Below are 16098 nucleotides of genomic sequence, written 5' to 3'. Positions count from 1 at the left end.
CCCGCACACGCCCTACAGAACCGGCGGGCCTTCCTCGATACGACGCAACACCGGCGCGAGCCGCTCCAGTTCGTCGTCCATGGGTCGGCGTTCGTCCCACCAGGTGGCGCCCGCGTCGATCAACGGCCCGATCAGGTCGCGCGCCCTGGCCCCCGCCGCCGGGCTGACGCCGCCGACGACGACTTCGAACGGCTTGCCCGCCCCGTCGTGCCGGTGCCTCCCGATGTAGTCCACCAGTTCACGGACTTCTCCGGCGGGCGGCGCGTGGCCGTGCCTGGCGGAGTGGAACAGGGGGACGGCGCCGTCCCATTGGGCGGCACGGCGCATCGGTCGGCGGTGCGGCCAGAACCCGCCGATCCAGACCGGCATCCGGGGGCGCTGCACGGGCGTGGGCAGCAGGCGTACGTCGTCGACCTCGTAGTGCCGGCCGTGATGGGTGACCGGCTCCCCCGACCAGTAGCGCTCCAGGAGATCCAGGCCCTCGTCGAGACGTTCGGCGAGCACGGCGGGATCCGTGGGTTCCCCGAAGCTGCCGTACTCGTCCTCGACCGGCCCGCCCAGGCCGGCACCGAAGATCACCCGCCCTTCGCTGACCCGGTCCAGAGTGGACACCTGACGGGCGAGCTGTTGGGGCCGCCGCCGGGCGACCGGCGTGACCAGGGTGCCGAGCTTGATCCGGCTGGTGGCCAGCGCCGCCGCGGTCAGCAGCATCCACGGATCGCCGAAGGACCGGTTACGGCGTTTCTCGTGCACCACGTGGTCCCAGATGAACAGGGCGTCCCACCCTGCCTCCTCTGCCGCGGACGCCACCGATGCGACCGTCCTCGCGTCGGCGAAATCTCCGAAGTTCGGGATGTTCATCGAGAAGCGCATCCCGGCATGGTGCTCCACGTCACAGCAGGGGAGCAATCGAAATATCCGGCCGCGGCGGTCGCGATGCCGTAGGGCCGAATTGACGGGCGGGGACGCGCTCTTGGGCGCGATGCGCGGCCGCACACCACCAGGGCTTCAAACGCCGAGATCCCGGCCGGACGGTGACCGTCTGACCGGGATCTCGTGTGCGGTGGACCTGAGGGGACTCGAACCCCTGACCCCCTCGTTGCGAACTACCGGCTGCAAGGTCGCTGAGGTCATCCCGCCTGATCAGCCGACCCATTCGGGCCAGGGACGGCCGCCAGAAGTCAGCGTGGTTGCGGTAATTCTCTGCTGTACGGCCGCGCGTGCGCTAGCCTTCATTTGGGCCGATCGCGCTGGCCTGTCTCCGTTGGGTGCCCACGTCGCCCTGGGAAGCGGACAAGGTTCTCCGAATCGCGCGTCCTTATCGCTGCATGTCCAGAGCGGTCGGGGCGTGGGACGGAACCGCAGGAAGCGCAGTGATGAACCGTACTCAGACCACAGTTGCCCGGAAGCCTCAGCAGAAATCTCGGCCCTCGCGGCACGCAGCTTGGGCCTTCTTGCCCGCAGGAGCGGTTGCCGGCCTGGGCACCGTTCAAACCTTGCCTATTCAACTCGTATGGATCGGCTTGTTCGTTTTGGGCCCCGCTCTCCTCGTCTTCCTGGTTTCGGCTTGCGTCCTGCTCTTCACAGGCACCACTGAGCAGCGGCGCAAGGGGGCGAGTTTTCTCTTGGAGCGCCTCCCGTGGCTGCGCTCGCGACCGTAGTCCTCAGTTCGCGCTTTGCGCCGTTCACTCTCGTACTAGCGCTAGCCGCCCATGCACTTGAGGTTCGTGCACGTCTCTAGCCCGGGGACGTACAGCGGAGGCTCCTTACCGGGGTTGGAGACGACCCACTCCACGGATCGGGGCTCCCCACAGCGGGGGCAGGATGACTTGTATTCCTGGGTCTCTTCCTCGGTGTATTCGCCGTGCTCGTTCATCTCCTCACAGTACGGCCGGACAGCCAGCGCCGCTGGCTGCCATGAGCTGGGTGCGTCATTACGGAAGGCGCGGCGCATTTTGTGGTTGGATTCACTAGTGGCTGACTACTGGAATGTGATCATTGGGTCGGCCAGTGCACTGTTGGGCACGACGGCCACTGGCTATTTCGGTCTGCGGCAGGGCTGGCAGAACAGTTACGAAAAGGAACGCGATCGAGAATCCCAGCGGTGGCTGGTCCATCGCGAGGCAAGACGTGCAGCTTGCAGCAAATTAGTCTCGAAACACTACGAGTTCGACAAGTTCGTGGAAGAGCTCTGGTCGAGCAGGCCGGGCGAGAATCGTCAAATCATTGCCGACACTGAGGTGACTGTCGCCAGCCTGCTCGAATTGGTCACTTTGGTGCAGCTTGAAGGCCCGCCAAGCGTCGGCAACGCAGCCGAATCTCTCGGTCGTGCTGACCAGGAGGTCGCCACTGAGCTGCAAGAGCTGAGCTACCAAGCCACCCGGCGGGACGATGACCGTAGCTTGAGTGAAATCACACTGCCAGAGGTCCGAGAGGTCGAAGATATCGATAGCCTGCGAAAAGGTAAACTTGAAGAGTTTATTCATGCAGCTCGGCAAGCTATCGGAGGCGAGTCAGGATAACTCGTGGGTGAATTGCGTAGCTGTTGAGTTGTTTTACTGCCCCGCTGGCCAACTGGTGCCCTCGCTGGTGGTGTGGGGAGATTTTGAGGTCTGGCCCTTGGGGTGAGAGATCTTGGGGCCTTACGCTGCTCCGCGAATCGGGCTGGCTCCCTTGCCTGCCCGCAATGGCCCGATCGGCCCCAAGATCTTAGAGGCTCGCCCCAAGGGCCAGACCTTAAAATCTCTCCGCGCCGCCGGCCCCGCCCCCACCTACCTCCTCACCACCCCTCATCCGCACTTTCCTCGCCGCCCTCGGGGCTCCCCGCCTGGAGCCCGCCCCTGAGACACGGGACGCCCTGTGTGGCTGCTCAGCCTGTGCCGGTGGTGGGTGGCTGTGGTTGGCCTGGTGGAAGGTATCGCCGGTGGTGTTGGTCGGTGGGGTGTCTGCTCGGTCCGGTGCTGCTTTGGGCGGGGCAATGCGTGTGTGGGTCACCTCGTGGCATCTGTGGTGGCGCGCGGCCTGGGGCCGGGCGGCGCGGGCCGTAGGCATGGCGCCGCCCGAGCCCCTGAGGGCCCGCGCCGGCCCGCGTGGCGGGCCGGTGTGGTGTGATCCATCGCGCCGGCTGTCCAAGCCGTTGGCCTGCGCGCCGGATGTCGAAGCCAAGAGCGCCCACAGGGCCAGAGCTACAGGCTGAAGGCTTTCCCACGGGGCTTGCCGCGAGACTCCAGGCCAATGCGGTGGAAGGTGGTTGCTGGCCTCAATCGGCTATCCCCGGGCTTCAACTGGGCGAATACCGTGCGATCGGCACCAGTAGAACCGGCAAGGGAACGGCAAGGTCCTGCGAGAGCTCCCGGAGTGCTCCCCACCTCCCCTTCCCCGCGCGAAGCGCGGGGCTTGATGAGGTAGAGAAACCTGTAACAGCTCCCCCCTCACCGCATCGCAGCTGAGATGGCCTCCATGTGCTCAATGACTGCCTCGGCGCCCGCTTCGGCGAATGCTTCGCGCTTGCGCGGCTTGTTGGCGTAGCCGATGGCTGTGCTGCCGGCCAAGTGAGCCGCCTGGATATCCGTGAGTGAATCACCGATGAGCACGCAGTCAGACGGGTCGACTTGCAGCAACTCGGCAGCTCGGAACAAGGAATGCGGATGCGGCTTCATGAGATCTGGACGGTTCACCGGTCGCCCAATGACTTCGCATACGTACATATCCAGTGAATGCCGCGCAAGAAACGAGCGGACACACTCCGCAGAGTTGTTGCTCACCACGGCAATCCGACGCCCTGTGGCTTTGGCCGCTTCAAGCGCTGACTCGGCTCCGGCTGTGGGATCACCTGCAACTGCTACGGCTTCGACCTCGGCATCAGTAAGGGTCTGTTCCACTTGCAACCCAAGTCTTTGATCGGCCTCGAAGGTCAACCGCAAGACTTCGAGCGGGTCGTCCGTCTCGGTCAGCTTGGCGCCCAACTCCGGATCGCGACTGGCGGCTTGCCGTGCCAGATCGCTCGCTACTCTCGGCGCCGGCAGACCGGCGAACACGTCACACAGCGGGCCGTCGAAGTCGAACAGCATTGCCGACGCTCGGGCGAGCGTTTTACTGAGGTCGTCACTGCCCATCGAGATCGAAGTCCCTTCCGATGGTCTCCCACACACTGTCGAACCACATGCGGGCCTGCTCTACCTGCTGGGTGCCGCTCGACGACTCGCTGTCGTTCACCGAATGATGGAAGAGCACGGTGTCCTTGCCCACCAGGTCGTAGATCTCGATCGCTTCGCCTTGGGCCACCACCTTGTTCGGCTTGATCGGGTAGTAGCCGAAGAACACGTCTTCACTGTTGATGACATACAGCTTGAAGAACTGGGTGCCGCTGTGAACACGCACGTCCACACGCGTATCTGGCACTAGGCCGAGGTGTTGCAGTTCTGCGATCGAGTCTCGAATGCTCCGCGTGTAACCAACCATGATGTCGTGCATCCGGTTGCGGAGGCGTACATCGTCCGCACAGTCTTCGCGACGTACCGGCGCTGCTTGAGGCACCGACATGTCCGGGACGAGTATGCGCACGGTGATGCTCGACGGGGTGAGTCGCCCCACGCGGATCTTGTCCAAGGGTTCTTGGAGCGCGCCGTGAAGGGTCTCGCTGGAGAATCCCGCGAAGTCGATGGTGACATCGCGGGAGGAGAACGCCTGCTCCACGTAGGGACGGAGGCCGGCGGGCCGCTCTGTCCGATTGCGGACATAGACACCACTGCCCTTGCGGGACACCACTAGACCTTCGTCTTCGAGATCCCGCAGAGCACGCTGAATCGTCGCCCGCGCGAAGCCGTACATCTCCGACAGCTTCTTGTGCGACGGAAGTTTCTCGCCGGGAGCGAGCCTCCTCGTGCGGATGGCCGCTCCAAGACTGCTTGCCACCTGCTCATACGGCGGCCGGTCGTCGTCTGGGTCTAGCGGGTCGGGAACGAAGGTCATGCGCCGATGGTACGCGCCGGATCGAACATTGGGACAGCCAGGACAGCCAGGTGTTGACATGACTAGCCAGGCTGCGTACGTTGGTCACGTAGCCAACACGGCTAGCCAAGTCAGTCACCTCGCTGAGGGGAAGTTTCATGCCTTCGTTCAAGATCGACACTTCGACCGCTGTGGTGTTCGTCGCGACCGCGCCGACTCCGAAGATCAAGAACAAGCAGACCGGCGAGATCGCCACCGATCATGAGACCGGCGCCCGGATGATGACGGTGGGCCTGCTGATCTCCGATGAAGGGGAGGGGAACCTCTACCAGGTGGCCGTGCCGGACACGGGCGTCCCGGAGGGGCTGGCCCCGGGCATGCCGGTCTCCGTGGTGGGGCTGAAGGCTCGGGACTGGGAGAACGAGATCAACGGGAAGCAGCGGCACGGCATTTCGTTCCGCGCGGCTGCGGTAGTGGCTGGAGTCTGATCATGTCGGACCTGACCACGGTGCTGGAGGTTGCGGGCGCTCTCGGGGGTGTCGGTGGCTTCGGTCTCGGCTACGCGAAGGTTTGCGCGCCGCGTGTGTACTGGTCGCTAGTGGGTCTGCCGGTCACGTGGGGCCGGTTCACGGTGAGGTACCGGTCGACGATGGATGTGTGCGGGTTGACGGTGCAGCCGTCGCGTCTGCGGGCGTTCATGGCCCGGAACATCGCCCGCCGTGAGGTTCAGCCGGTTCCGCCGAAGATCCGTCGCGTGCGGGGGACTTCGACTGGTCTGCGGGTCTCGCTCCGGCTTCCGGCCGGATTGGAGCCGGCGGATGTGGCGGCGGCCTCGGAACGGCTCCGGCACGCTTGGGGTGTCCACTCCGTCAACGTGGTGGAGACCAGGCCGGGTGTGGTCGAGCTGCGGATGACCGGCTACGACGTACTGAAGCGGGTGCGCATGCCGCGTCGCATCAAGACTGGGCCGATGGTGGTGCCGGTTGCTCTGCGCGAGGACGGCACGGCGTTCGTGCGCGATTACCGGAAGGTGCCCCACGGCCTGACGCTGGGCGCGAACCAGTCGGGCAAGTCGATGTATCAGCGCAACCTGGTCAAGGGTCTGGCGAAGCTGCCCGTGGGCCTGGTTGGCATCGACTGCAAGCGCGGCGTGGAACAGACCGCCTACGCGCCCCGCCTCTCCGCCCTGGCGACCACTCCGGAGGAAGCCTCCCGGCTCCTGGATGTGCTGGTCGAGGAGATGGAATCCCGCTTCGACCTGCTGAGCGTTCACGGGGTCTCGGACCTGTGGGACCTGCCCGAGAGTGTGCGGCCGGTGCCGCTGGTGGTCCTCGTCGATGAGGTGGCAGAGCTGTTCCTGACTGCCGCGAAGAAGGATGAGGAACGCCGGGATCGGATGGTCATGCAGATGGTTCGCCTGGGGCAGATGGCCCGTGCGATCGGCATCTACCTGGAGGTCTGCGGGCAACGCTTCGGCTCCGAACTCGGCAGGGGCGCCACCATGCTCCGCGCTCAGCTCACCGGCCGGGTCATCCACCGCGTCAACGACAAACAGACCGCCGAAATGGGTCTCGGCGACATCGCACCAGATGCGGTATTCGCCGTTACCGCGATCGCGCCCGACCGGCCCGGGATCGCGGTGGCCGGTGACTCCTCCGGTGGCTGGTCTCGTATCCGCACCCCGGAAACCTCGCCCGCTGAGGCTGCGGCGGTCTGCCGTGAGTACGCCCACCTGACGCCGAGCCTCCCGGCTCTGGCCCCGTTTCGGCCGGCCGTTCCCGCCGAGCCTGCGTCCGACGATGCGCCGTCGCTGATCAAGCCGCAGCCCGTCACCGACTAACACCCGCCCCACACGGTCGGCGTGACCGCCTCACGCCAAGTCCCTACCCCCGCCATGCCTCAAACAGAAGGAGCGGTGATTGCGATGGCCACCAAGAAGCCCGCCACGCGGAAGTCGCCCGCCAAGAAGCCGTGCCCGGACTGCAAAGACGTCGGCCAGACCTCCGAGACCTTCCAGGTCGGCGGCCGCAAGAAGCGCGAGAGCCGGCACAAGCAAGAGGCCCTGTGCCTGACCTGCTGGGGAACTGGCGAAGCCCCTACCGCCTGACCTGCTGGCGCCGGGCGGCAGGACCTACGCGCCCCGCCCGGCCCCGGCCCAATCCGGAAGGAGGACCGCGATGCGCCCCAAGCTGCGCCCCGATGCCGTACTCGTTCAAGCCGTGATCGCCGGTGCCCTGTCCTTCGCTCACCTCCACGACATCGCCGAAGCCGCGGGCCAACAGGGCTGGAAGGCCTGGGCCTACCCGATCAGCGTCGACCTGCTGTTTGTCGCCGCCTGGCGCCGACTTCGGGCCCTACGTGCCGACGACCGTGCGGCCCGTGCCGCCTGGACCTGGTTCGTCATCGCCCTGGTCGCGTCGCTCGGCGCGAACATCGCCACCGCCGGACTCCTCGACCTGGGCCACGTGCCCGCCTGGCTGCGCATCCTCGTCGCCGGATGGCCGGCCCTGGCCTTCCTCGGCGGCACGCTCCTTGCCCACACACCCGTGCCCCAACGCCCGGAAGTCGACAGCGATACGGAGCCTGCCCCGTCCGAGCCGATCACGGTGGACCGTGCTCCCGAGGTGGCGCCGGCCGAACTCCCCGCCATATCTCCGCCCGTGCCCGACCTGCCTGATGCGCCTTCGCCGGAAGTCGCCCCGTTGCGGCCGTCGCCCCCCGTCGCCGTGTCGGTGCCGGCTGTTCCTCCGGCGCTGCTCGATCACGCCCGGAAGGTCGCCGACACCCATCGCACCGCGACCGGATCGCCGATCGACGCCGAGACCCTCCGCGCTCGTCTGGGCATCCCGGCACCGCTCGCCGACTCGATCGCTGCCCAACTCACCTGACAGGAGAACCGATCATGCGTCCCGCAATCCAACTCGCCCTGCAGCTCTCCGCTGAGCTCACCCGCCGAAGCCGTTTCGTCGATGCGCTGCAACTCGGAGCGGCCGCGATTAATCAGGCCACCGACGCCGAGCGTGCCGAGATCCGCCAGTGGCTCGACGACCACACCGACGACTTCATCGGCCGGACGGACTGACCGATGCCGCGCCCGAACCGCTTCTACGACGTGATCCGCATCGGCCCCGTCCAGGTCGGCAGCCATTACGACGGACGCGGCCGCACCAAGCACACCGCCGCCTGCACCGCCCCCGGCTGCGGCTTCTCCGCCGACTACCGCGACCGCCCGGCGGCCGAACTCGCCGCCAAAACCCACCGCTGCAAGGCCTAGAAGGAGATCTCCCATGGACATTCCGCTCTGGCTCGCCGTGATCGTCGTCGGCTATCTCGGCATCAAGCTCGCCCGCCCGCCGTGGTGGCTGGTGGCCCTGCTCCTCCTCGGCGGCTTCCTCGTCGCCGGCAGCTCCCTCGGCCCCACCGTCGGCAACCTCCTGAAGTAACCCGACCCGAAAGGACATCCGAGATGTTCACCCCGAAGTACCCACTCCCCGACACCCCGCCGGCCCCGGCCGTGCCGGTTGTCTCGGCCAACGAGGGACATACCCTCGCCGTCCCTGTGGCTTCATCTCCGGCCCCGGCGCAGACAACGGCACCTGCACCGGTGCCCGCCATCTCGGCCCGGCCCACGGTCCAGCTCACCCCCGGCGGCCTGATCGCCGTCGGCGCCGGTGGCACCGCCGTGGTTCTCGTCGTCGGGACGGTCCTGGTCTCGATGCTCCTCGCGGTCGCCGTCACCGCCGTTGCCGTGGCGGTCTGCGCCGTCGTCCTCCGCTCGATCCTCACCAGCCGGCACACCAACCACTGAAAGGAACGGCTATGGGCTTCTTCAGCCGCAAGCAGGAATCCACCGAATCCGCCGACCCGACCATGACCGAACTCGGCCGTGAGTACGCCATCGCCAAGCGACACGGCGACCGCAAGACCGCCAACCGTCTCACCCGCGAGGTCGGCGGCAACGGCCGCACCGACGAGGAACGGGCTGCGTTCTGGAAGGGCGCCGACGACTACGACGCCATCCCGCCCGCCCACTCCAAGCGCCACAACCGCCGACGCTAAACGGCCCCCGGGGCGGCCTCGGTCACCAAACTTCCGCCGCCCCGGGCGCCTGCACCCCTTCCAGACCCAACGACCCGAAAGGGACTCCTCATGATGCCCGAAAGCACCCCCCGCGCCCGCATCTGCCGCGACTGCGACGGCTTCGACACCGTCGCCATCACCACCGGCACCCGCCACCACAACGGCACCCGCCAAACCATCACCGTCACCTGCCGCGCCTGCAACGGCACCGGCCACACCCCCTCCGCTCTCGCGCTCCACCGGATCGGGAGGTGACCACCATGTTCGGCCAGCCCCCCGCCGACCTCTACCCGACCGAGAACACCCCCGGCCTCCGGGTCCGGGCCGGCACTCGGTACACCAGCTCCCAGGGCGACTACATGTGCGGCGGCTGCGGCGCCGAAGACCACGCCAACGGCGACGACAACGTCAAAGCCCTCGTCGACGAGTACACCGACCACAAGAAGGCCTGCGGGGGACGCTCATGAACGCCACCGCACGCAACGGCCTCCGCGTCCTGGACCTGTTCTGCTGCTCAGGCGGCGCCGCCATGGGCTACCACCGCGCCGGCTTCGAAGTGGACGGCGTGGACATCCTCGACCGCCCTCGTTATCCCTTCACCTTCCACCGGGCCGACGCCTTGGAATGCCTGGCCCGGCTCATCGCCACCGGTGAGATCGAGCGCTACACGCTGGTCCACAACTCCCCGCCGTGCCAGGCCGGCTGTGCCCTGACCGTGGGCACCAACCACTCGCGCGGCTGGGGTGGCGAACACGTCCAGCTGATCCCCGAACTCCGCACGCTCCTGGACACCACCGGCCTGCCCTACGTGATCGAGCAGCCCAACGGCAAAGCCCCCGTCCGCCGCGACCTGTCCCTGTGTGGAGAGTCGTTCGGCCTCGGCGTCCTGCGCCACCGCGCCTTCGAACTCGGCGGTTGGAGCACTCCCCAACCGCCGCACCCACGGCATCGGGGGCACGTCAGGGGCTATCGCCACGGCATCTACCGCGACGGGCCGTACGTGGCGGCCTACGGCACCGGTGGAGGCAAGGCCACCGTTCCCGAGATGCAGACGGCCATGGGCATCACCTGGACCGACGTGCGCGAAGAACTCACCGAAGCCATCCCGCCGGCCTTCACCGAATGGATCGGCACCGCCTTCCTGACCTGCCGCCAGGAGGTGCTCCTGTGACCGACCCCGCCACCCTGGCGGGCCTGGACCCGGCCACCCTGGGCGATGTGCTCAGGGTGGCCGGGGATCCGGGCTTCGACCGCTGGCAAGACCAGATCCGCCGCACCGGAGGATGCGCCGACCCCATCCACCTCACCGGCTCCACCAAGACCCTCGACCCGGCCACCAAGACCGTCTTGCACACCTACGACACCGACAACGAGCCCGGTGGCCGACTCCGCGTCGCCTGCGGCAACCGCCGCGCCTCCCGCTGCCCCTCCTGCGCCTGGACCTACGCCGGCGACACCTACCACCTCATCCGCGCCGGCCTCACCGGCGACCCCGCCAAAGGCACCCCCAAAACCGTCCGCGACCACCCCCGCGTCTTCGCCACCCTCACCGCCCCCTCCTTCGGCCCCGTCCACAACCGACCCACCAACGGCGGCCGCTGCCGCTGCGGCACCCACCACCCCGACAACGCACCCGAATTGGGAACCGCCCTCAACCCGGCAAAGTACGACTACGCGGGTGCCGTCCTGTGGAACAACCACGCCTCCGACCTGTGGCGCTACTTCACCATCTACCTCCGCCGCGAGATCGCCGCCCGAGCCGGCCTCACCCAAAAAGCCGCCCGTGAACAGTCACGCCTGTCGTTCGGCAAGGTCGCCGAGTACCAAAAGCGCGGCGCCGTCCACTTCCACGCCGTCATCCGCTTCGACGGACCCACCGGCCCAGACACACCGCCCCCGCACTGGGCAACCCTCGGCCTGCTCACCGACGCCATCAGGGCCGCCGCAGCCCGGGTCAAAGTCGTCGTGCCGGCCAACGAGGAACACGGCTACGTCAAGGACTGGGACCTGCGCTGGGGCGACCAAATCGACGTCCAGCCCATCGGCGCCTTCGGCAACGGCGAAGACCTCACCGAACAGGCCGTCGCCTCCTACGTCGCCAAATACGCCACCAAGGCCGCCGAGACCACCGGGACCGTGGATCGCCGCGTTGGCAACCGCGAGGCAGCACTTCTCCTCGGCGTCCCCGAGCACCCCCGACGGCTGATGGAAGCCTGCTTCGACCTGGACAAGGCATACCCCGACCGCAAGCTGTCCGCCTGGGCACACATGCTCGGCTTCCGGGGCCACTTCTCCACCAAGTCCCGCCGCTACTCCACCACCCTCGGAGCGCTGCGCCAGGTTCGCGCCGACTACCGAGCCGCCCAACAACGCGCCGCCCTCGGCCTCCCCCACCCCGACGACGCCCCAGAGGCAACCACGCTCACCCTCGCCTTCTGGTCCTACGCCGGACACGGCCACACCCCCGGCGAATCCTGGCTCGCCGCCAACATCGCCCGCGACATCCAAGCCAACCGCGAAACCGCCCGCCAAGCACGCGCCGAACTCAACGACGAAGGAGACGACTGGACATGACCAGCACCGTGATCGAAAGGAAGTGGCACACCACCGCCGAAGTCGCGCAGATGCTCGGCTACGGCCTGTCCAAGACCAAAACGCTCGTGCTCACCGGCGAGATCCGCTCGATTAAGGACGGTCGCAACCGCCGCATCCTGCCCCGCTGGGTCGACGAATACGTCGAACGCCTGGCCCGCGAAGCTGAGATGGAGTGGTCGGCATGAGCGGCAAGCGAGGCAACGGCGAAGGTTCCATCTACCCCTACAAGAACGGTTTCGCCGCCTACGTCTGGGTCACCACCCCGGACGGCAAGAAGAAGCGCAAGTACGTCTACGGCAAGACCCGGGAAGACGTCCACGACAAGTGGATCAAGCTGCACGCTGAAGCGAAGAACGGGCCGGTGGTCACCAAGTCCCCGACGGTTGCGCAGTACCTCGCGTACTGGATGAAGGAAGTCGTCGAGCCCGATCTCAGGCCGAAAGCCGCCGAGACATACGGCATGCATGTCCGCCTGTACATCACTCCGGGACTCGGCTCGAAGCGGCTGGACAAGCTCTCCGTCCGTGATGTGCGGACGTGGATCAACAAGCTTCAAGCTCAGTGCCAGTGCTGCGCTCAGGGCAAGGATGCCGCGCGCCCCAAGGTGGACAAGAACCCTGCCCGCCGGCAGCGTTGCTGCGCGATCGGTCAGTGCTGCGGGCGGACCGTGTCTCGTCGAACCGTTCAGGACACTCGGACGGTTCTTCGATCCGCACTCAGCAACGCCATGCGGGAAGAGCTGATCTCCAAGAACGTGGCCAGCCTCGTCAAGGTGCGTTCAGCCGGTACTCAGAAGCCGAAGCCATGGACGGTGGAGGAGGCCAGGACCTTCCTCGAAGCTGCTCGGGCGGCTGGTGATCCGCTGTACCCGGCGTACGTCCTGGTCCTGGTGCTGGGCTTCCGCCGTGGTGAGGTGCTGGGCCTCACCTGGGACAGCGTGAATCTCGATGCCGGTGAGATCACGGTGGAACGGCAGTTGCAGCGGATCGCCCGACGGCTGGTGCACAGCGAGACCAAGACCGAGGCTTCAACTGCGGTCCTGCCACTGCCAGACATCTGCGTGACGGCTCTTCAGCTTCGCCGGAAAGCTCAGGAAGCGGCCAAGCAGGCGGCCGGCGAGCTGTGGTCGGACTCCGGCTTCGTGTTCACCACGCGGTACGGGACGCCGATCGAGCCGAGGAACTTCAACCGGGAGTTCGATGCGCGTTCGGTCAAGGCCGGCGTTCGGAAGATCCGCCTGCATGACACGCGCCACACCTGCGGCTCACTCCTCGCAGCGCTCGACGTGCACCCTCGGATCGCGATGCAGATCCTGCGGCACAGCAAGATCGCGGTAACCATGGAGATCTACACTCACGTACCGTCGGAGTCGACGCGGAAGGCGCTTCGGAAGCTCGGCAAGCACCTTGGCAATCAGGCGGATCCCACGTAGTTGCTGTACTTCGCTGCTGTACGGCGCGAAAAAGCCCCCACCGGATATCCCCGGCGGGGGCTTTGACGTGCGGTGGACCTGAGGGGACTCGAACCCCTGACCCCCTCGTTGCGAACGAGGTGCGCTACCAGCTGCGCCACAGGCCCTTGCGACGAGTGAAACTCTAGCATCTCGTTCGCGGTGCTCGGAAATCGCTTTCGGTGCTGGTCAGCGGAGGGCCGTCACTCGTTCGCCGCGCGCGGGCGGTCCTCGTTCTCGTACTGGTCGAAGAGGGGGGTGCGGCCGCGGGGGCGGCGGGCGGGGGTTTCGGGCTGGGGGTGGTCGGGGGCGGCGCTGGAGCGGGCGGAGCTCCAGGCGTCGTCGGCGTCCAGGTCCACGTGGCTGGTGGCGCGGGGGGCGACCGGGGCGGTGACGTACGTGGGGAGAGGGACGGGGACCGGTTCCCAGCTGCCGGAGACGGGGCGCGGGCGTTCGCGCTGCTGGTCGACCCACTCGGCGTGGTCGGTCTCCTCGACGAGGGCTCGGCGGCCCGCGGTGTGTGCCGGGGTCGCCGGGCGGGGCGGTTCCGGGGCGGGCTCGGCGGGGGCGGCGTCAGCGTGCGGATCGGCCTGGTGGTCGGCGGCGGGCGGCTGGTCGGCCGCCTGCTGAGGGCGGGGGCGGCCTTCCCGCAGCCGTTGCGCCGCCGCCTCCGCCTGGCGCTGGTCCATGGTGAAGACGAAGCGGCGGCGCTCCTGGACGCGGAGGTAGACGATGTACGCGGTGAGCAGGAGGGCGGGGATGGCGGGGACCCAGAGGAAGGGGAGGCCGCCGACGGCCGCCGCGATGGCGCCGATGGTGAAGGTGAGGAAGAGGATCGTGATGGTGCGCCTGCGGCGGGCGAGGACCTTGGCGCGCTTGGTGCGCTCGGCGACGGAGGGGCGCGGCGGGGTGACCGCCGTCACACGGGTGGGGGCGTCGTCGGAGTGCGCGGGGGCCGGTGCGGGGTCGCCGAAGGGCCGGACGTCGGCCGGGTCGGCCGCGGCGTCCGGGTCCTGCTCGTCGCCCGCATCGCCGGCGGGGCACTCCTCCTGCCCCTTGGCGTAGCGGCGTTGCATGGCCGCACGTCCGGACAGGAGCCGGATGGCAGTGCTGAAGCGCTCGGTCGGACGGGCCTCATTGAGCTCGTCCTGCCTACGGAGCCACATCGGCACCAAGTAGGCGGCCCAGGCCCCGACGATGACTGCGTAGATGAGGCCGCTGCTTCTCACGACTCACACGGTAGAGGGGTTTGCGTGGGGCCATCCGCCAATTGGGCCGGTGTGTCGCACGATCTGGCTGATATCTCGAACTTTTTTTGTGATTGTTGAGATCAGCACGCCGCGAATCCGGGCAATCCGTGAAGCGTTTCGAACATGCATTTCGAACACTTATTTTATTTGCGGGGGAGCACCGGGAGCTCCGGGTGTGCTCGGTTTCTGCTGCCGCCAGCGGTTGAGCAGCCCTTCCGGCACCTCTTCGGCGGTCAGGGCGAATACCGCGTGGTCGCGCCAGGCACCGTCGATATGGAGGTAGCGGGGGCGGATGCCTTCCTCGCGGAAGCCGAGTTTTTCGACGACCCGGCGGCTGGGGGTGTTTTCCGGGCGAATGCAGACCTCGATGCGGTGGAGTCCGACGGCGCGGAAACAGTGGTCGACGGCGAGCGCGACGGCGGTCGGCATGACACCGCGTCCGGCCACTTCCTGGTCGACCCAGTAGCCGATATGGCCGGAACACATGGAGCCCCAGGTGATACCGGCGACCGTCAGCTGACCGGCGAGCCGGCCCTGGTATTCGATGACGAACGGCAGCATCCGGCCGGCCTGCGCCTCGGCCCGCAGATGACGGACCATCTGCCGGTAGGTGGGGCGGTGCGGCGGCGGAACGCCGGGCGGGGGCGGCGGGATGGTCGCTTCCCAGGGGCGCAGCCAGTCGCGGTTGCGGCGGTTGACCTCGCGCCAGGGCCGCTGGTCGCGCAGCTTTATCGGGCGGAGGGAGACGTCTCCGTCCGTGAGGACCACCGGCCAGGACGCGTTCAGCTCGGGCTCCCGGAGGGTCTGGGGTGGTCGCCGCCGCGGATCTGGTCGACGGCGTGCGGGAGGAGCTCGGCAAGGACGGCGAGGCCGTCGCGGACGCCGCCCGTCGAGCCCGGGAGGTTGATGATCAGGGTCGTGCCGGCGACACCGGCGAGGCCGCGGGAGAGGGCGGCGGTGGGGACCTTGTCGCGCCCGGCGGCCCGGATCGCCTCGGGGATTCCGGGGACGTCGTAGTCCAGGACCCGGCGGGTGGCCTCGGGGGTGCGGTCGGTGGGCGAGAGCCCCGTGCCGCCGGTGGTGAGGATGACGGCGTACCGGGACGAGTCGACGGCCTGGCGCAGGGCGGCCTCCACCGGGTCGCCGTCGGGGACCACCTGCGGGCCGTCGACCTCGAAGCCCATGGCCGCCAGGCCCTCGGCGAGCAGCGGGCCGCCCTTGTCCGGGTAGACGCCGGCGGCGGCCCGGTTGGAGGCGGTGACGACCAGGGCGCGGGCGGGGCTCATGACCGGGTCCAGTCGCCGGACTTGCCGCCGGTCTTCTCCTCGACGCGGATGTCGGAGATGACCGCGGCCTTGTCGACGGCCTTGACCATGTCGACGACGGTGAGGGCGGCGACGGAGACGGCGGTCAGCGCCTCCATCTCGACGCCGGTGCGGTCGGTGGTCTTGACCGTGGCGGCGATCTCGACGGCGTCGTCGGTGACGGTGAGGTCCACCTTGACGCCGGAGACGGCCAGCGGGTGGCACAGCGGGATCAGGTCAGGGGTGCGCTTGGCGCCCATGATGCCGGCGATCCGGGCGGTCGCCAGTGCGTCGCCCTTGGGCACGCCCTCGCCCCGCAGCAATTCGATGACCTGCGGCGATACCAGGACACGGCCGCGGGCACGGGCGGTGCGGGCGGTGACGTCCTTCCCGGAGACGTCGACCATCCGGGCCGCGCCCGCCGCGTCGAGGTGGGTGAGGTGTTGCTGGCCGCTGCTCATCGTTCTCC

Annotated in this window: 23 protein-coding genes and 1 tRNA gene; 16 read left to right on the top strand and 8 right to left on the bottom strand. The window is 67.9% G+C overall.

Going from position 1 to position 16098, the window contains the following annotated elements; all coding sequences use genetic code 11:
* Positions 1 to 12: 12 nt before the first annotated feature.
* Complete coding sequence (locus FCH28_RS37085) at positions 13 to 873, bottom strand: LLM class flavin-dependent oxidoreductase (RefSeq protein WP_136744837.1); 861 nt, start codon at positions 871 to 873, stop codon at positions 13 to 15.
* A 1100-nt stretch (positions 874 to 1973) separates the two neighbouring features.
* On the opposite strand from FCH28_RS37085, the gene FCH28_RS37080 reads away from it, so the two are divergent.
* Complete coding sequence (locus FCH28_RS37080; RefSeq protein WP_136744836.1) at positions 1974 to 2522, top strand: hypothetical protein; 549 nt, start codon at positions 1974 to 1976, stop codon at positions 2520 to 2522.
* A 909-nt stretch (positions 2523 to 3431) separates the two neighbouring features.
* Here the strand turns inward: FCH28_RS37080 and FCH28_RS37075 are convergent.
* Together FCH28_RS37075 and FCH28_RS37070 are read right to left on the bottom strand one after the other, a co-directional pair.
* The gene (locus FCH28_RS37075; protein ID WP_169314351.1) at positions 3432 to 4115 is read right to left on the bottom strand and encodes an HAD family hydrolase; all 684 of its coding nucleotides are present in this window, start codon (positions 4113 to 4115) and stop codon (positions 3432 to 3434) included.
* Entirely contained in the window at positions 4105 to 4971 is an 867-nt protein-coding gene (locus FCH28_RS37070; RefSeq protein WP_136744835.1) for a GntR family transcriptional regulator, read from the bottom strand. Before FCH28_RS37070 ends, FCH28_RS37075 begins: the two co-directional genes overlap by 11 nt.
* 137 nt (positions 4972 to 5108) lie before the next feature.
* Here FCH28_RS37070 and FCH28_RS37065 point away from each other — a divergent pair, with 137 nt between their 5' ends.
* The 15 genes from FCH28_RS37065 (at position 5109) to FCH28_RS37000 (ending at position 13057) form a co-directional block, all read left to right on the top strand.
* Positions 5109 to 5438: an SCO3933 family regulatory protein gene (locus FCH28_RS37065; protein ID WP_136744834.1), complete on the top strand. Its 330-nt coding sequence runs from the start codon at positions 5109 to 5111 to the stop codon at positions 5436 to 5438.
* 2 nt (positions 5439 to 5440) lie between these two features.
* Positions 5441 to 6790, top strand: a complete 1350-nt coding sequence (locus FCH28_RS37060) for an FtsK/SpoIIIE domain-containing protein (RefSeq protein ID WP_136744833.1) — start codon at positions 5441 to 5443, stop codon at positions 6788 to 6790.
* An 84-nt stretch (positions 6791 to 6874) separates the two neighbouring features.
* Positions 6875 to 7057 (top strand): hypothetical protein, encoded by a 183-nt coding sequence (locus FCH28_RS37055; protein WP_136744832.1) that lies wholly within the window; start codon positions 6875 to 6877, stop codon positions 7055 to 7057.
* A 70-nt stretch (positions 7058 to 7127) separates the two neighbouring features.
* A complete protein-coding gene (locus tag FCH28_RS37050; protein ID WP_136744831.1) occupies positions 7128 to 7838 on the top strand; it encodes a DUF2637 domain-containing protein in 711 nt (236 codons plus the stop codon).
* Between the two features lie 14 nt (positions 7839 to 7852).
* The gene (locus FCH28_RS37045) at positions 7853 to 8032 is read left to right on the top strand and encodes a hypothetical protein (protein ID WP_136744830.1); all 180 of its coding nucleotides are present in this window, start codon (positions 7853 to 7855) and stop codon (positions 8030 to 8032) included.
* 3 nt (positions 8033 to 8035) lie between these two features.
* Entirely contained in the window at positions 8036 to 8224 is a 189-nt protein-coding gene (locus FCH28_RS37040) for a mobile element transfer protein (RefSeq protein WP_136744829.1), read from the top strand.
* Positions 8225 to 8237: 13 nt separating this feature from the next.
* Positions 8238 to 8393: a hypothetical protein gene (locus tag FCH28_RS38450; protein WP_169314350.1), complete on the top strand. Its 156-nt coding sequence runs from the start codon at positions 8238 to 8240 to the stop codon at positions 8391 to 8393.
* Between the two features lie 23 nt (positions 8394 to 8416).
* Positions 8417 to 8758, top strand: coding sequence for a SpdD protein (locus FCH28_RS37035; RefSeq protein WP_136744828.1), 342 nt, complete (start codon positions 8417 to 8419; stop codon positions 8756 to 8758).
* Between the two features lie 11 nt (positions 8759 to 8769).
* Positions 8770 to 9009 (top strand): hypothetical protein, encoded by a 240-nt coding sequence (locus tag FCH28_RS37030; protein WP_136744827.1) that lies wholly within the window; start codon positions 8770 to 8772, stop codon positions 9007 to 9009.
* 93 nt (positions 9010 to 9102) lie between these two features.
* Positions 9103 to 9285, top strand: a complete 183-nt coding sequence (locus FCH28_RS37025; protein WP_136744866.1) for a hypothetical protein — start codon at positions 9103 to 9105, stop codon at positions 9283 to 9285.
* A gap of 5 nt (positions 9286 to 9290) precedes the next feature.
* Positions 9291 to 9497 carry a hypothetical protein gene (locus FCH28_RS37020; protein WP_136744826.1) on the top strand — a complete coding sequence of 69 codons (207 nt, stop codon included), beginning with the start codon at positions 9291 to 9293 and terminating at the stop codon, positions 9495 to 9497.
* On the top strand, positions 9494 to 10201 hold the full coding sequence (locus FCH28_RS37015; RefSeq protein WP_136744825.1) for a DNA cytosine methyltransferase: 708 nt from the start codon (positions 9494 to 9496) through the stop codon (positions 10199 to 10201). The genes FCH28_RS37020 and FCH28_RS37015 overlap by 4 nt, the downstream gene beginning before the upstream one ends.
* Positions 10198 to 11604: a replication initiator protein RepSA gene (repSA, locus tag FCH28_RS37010; RefSeq protein WP_136744824.1), complete on the top strand. Its 1407-nt coding sequence runs from the start codon at positions 10198 to 10200 to the stop codon at positions 11602 to 11604. Before FCH28_RS37015 ends, repSA begins: the two co-directional genes overlap by 4 nt.
* Positions 11601 to 11810, top strand: coding sequence for a helix-turn-helix domain-containing protein (locus FCH28_RS37005; RefSeq protein WP_136744823.1), 210 nt, complete (start codon positions 11601 to 11603; stop codon positions 11808 to 11810). Before repSA ends, FCH28_RS37005 begins: the two co-directional genes overlap by 4 nt.
* Positions 11798 to 13057, top strand: coding sequence for a site-specific integrase (locus FCH28_RS37000; protein ID WP_222852483.1), 1260 nt, complete (start codon positions 11798 to 11800; stop codon positions 13055 to 13057). The genes FCH28_RS37005 and FCH28_RS37000 overlap by 13 nt, the downstream gene beginning before the upstream one ends.
* Before the next feature lie 73 nt (positions 13058 to 13130).
* Here FCH28_RS37000 and FCH28_RS36995 read toward each other — a convergent pair.
* The 5 genes from FCH28_RS36995 to moaC form a co-directional block, all read right to left on the bottom strand.
* Positions 13131 to 13203 (bottom strand) — tRNA-Ala (locus tag FCH28_RS36995).
* A gap of 75 nt (positions 13204 to 13278) precedes the next feature.
* Positions 13279 to 14304: a divisome protein SepX/GlpR gene (gene sepX / locus FCH28_RS36990; protein WP_136744821.1), complete on the bottom strand. Its 1026-nt coding sequence runs from the start codon at positions 14302 to 14304 to the stop codon at positions 13279 to 13281.
* Positions 14305 to 14463: 159 nt separating this feature from the next.
* Entirely contained in the window at positions 14464 to 15093 is a 630-nt protein-coding gene (locus FCH28_RS36985) for a GNAT family N-acetyltransferase (protein ID WP_136744820.1), read from the bottom strand.
* Between the two features lie 14 nt (positions 15094 to 15107).
* On the bottom strand, positions 15108 to 15611 hold the full coding sequence (locus FCH28_RS36980; RefSeq protein ID WP_136744819.1) for a MogA/MoaB family molybdenum cofactor biosynthesis protein: 504 nt from the start codon (positions 15609 to 15611) through the stop codon (positions 15108 to 15110).
* Positions 15608 to 16090, bottom strand: a complete 483-nt coding sequence (gene moaC / locus FCH28_RS36975) for a cyclic pyranopterin monophosphate synthase MoaC (protein ID WP_136744818.1) — start codon at positions 16088 to 16090, stop codon at positions 15608 to 15610. The genes FCH28_RS36980 and moaC overlap by 4 nt, the downstream gene beginning before the upstream one ends.
* Positions 16091 to 16098: the final 8 nt, after the last annotated feature.

This window comes from Streptomyces piniterrae, from assembly GCF_005048155.1.
Lineage (GTDB): Bacteria > Actinomycetota > Actinomycetes > Streptomycetales > Streptomycetaceae > Streptomyces > Streptomyces piniterrae.
This window is presented reverse-complemented; position numbering and strand designations above follow the sequence as displayed.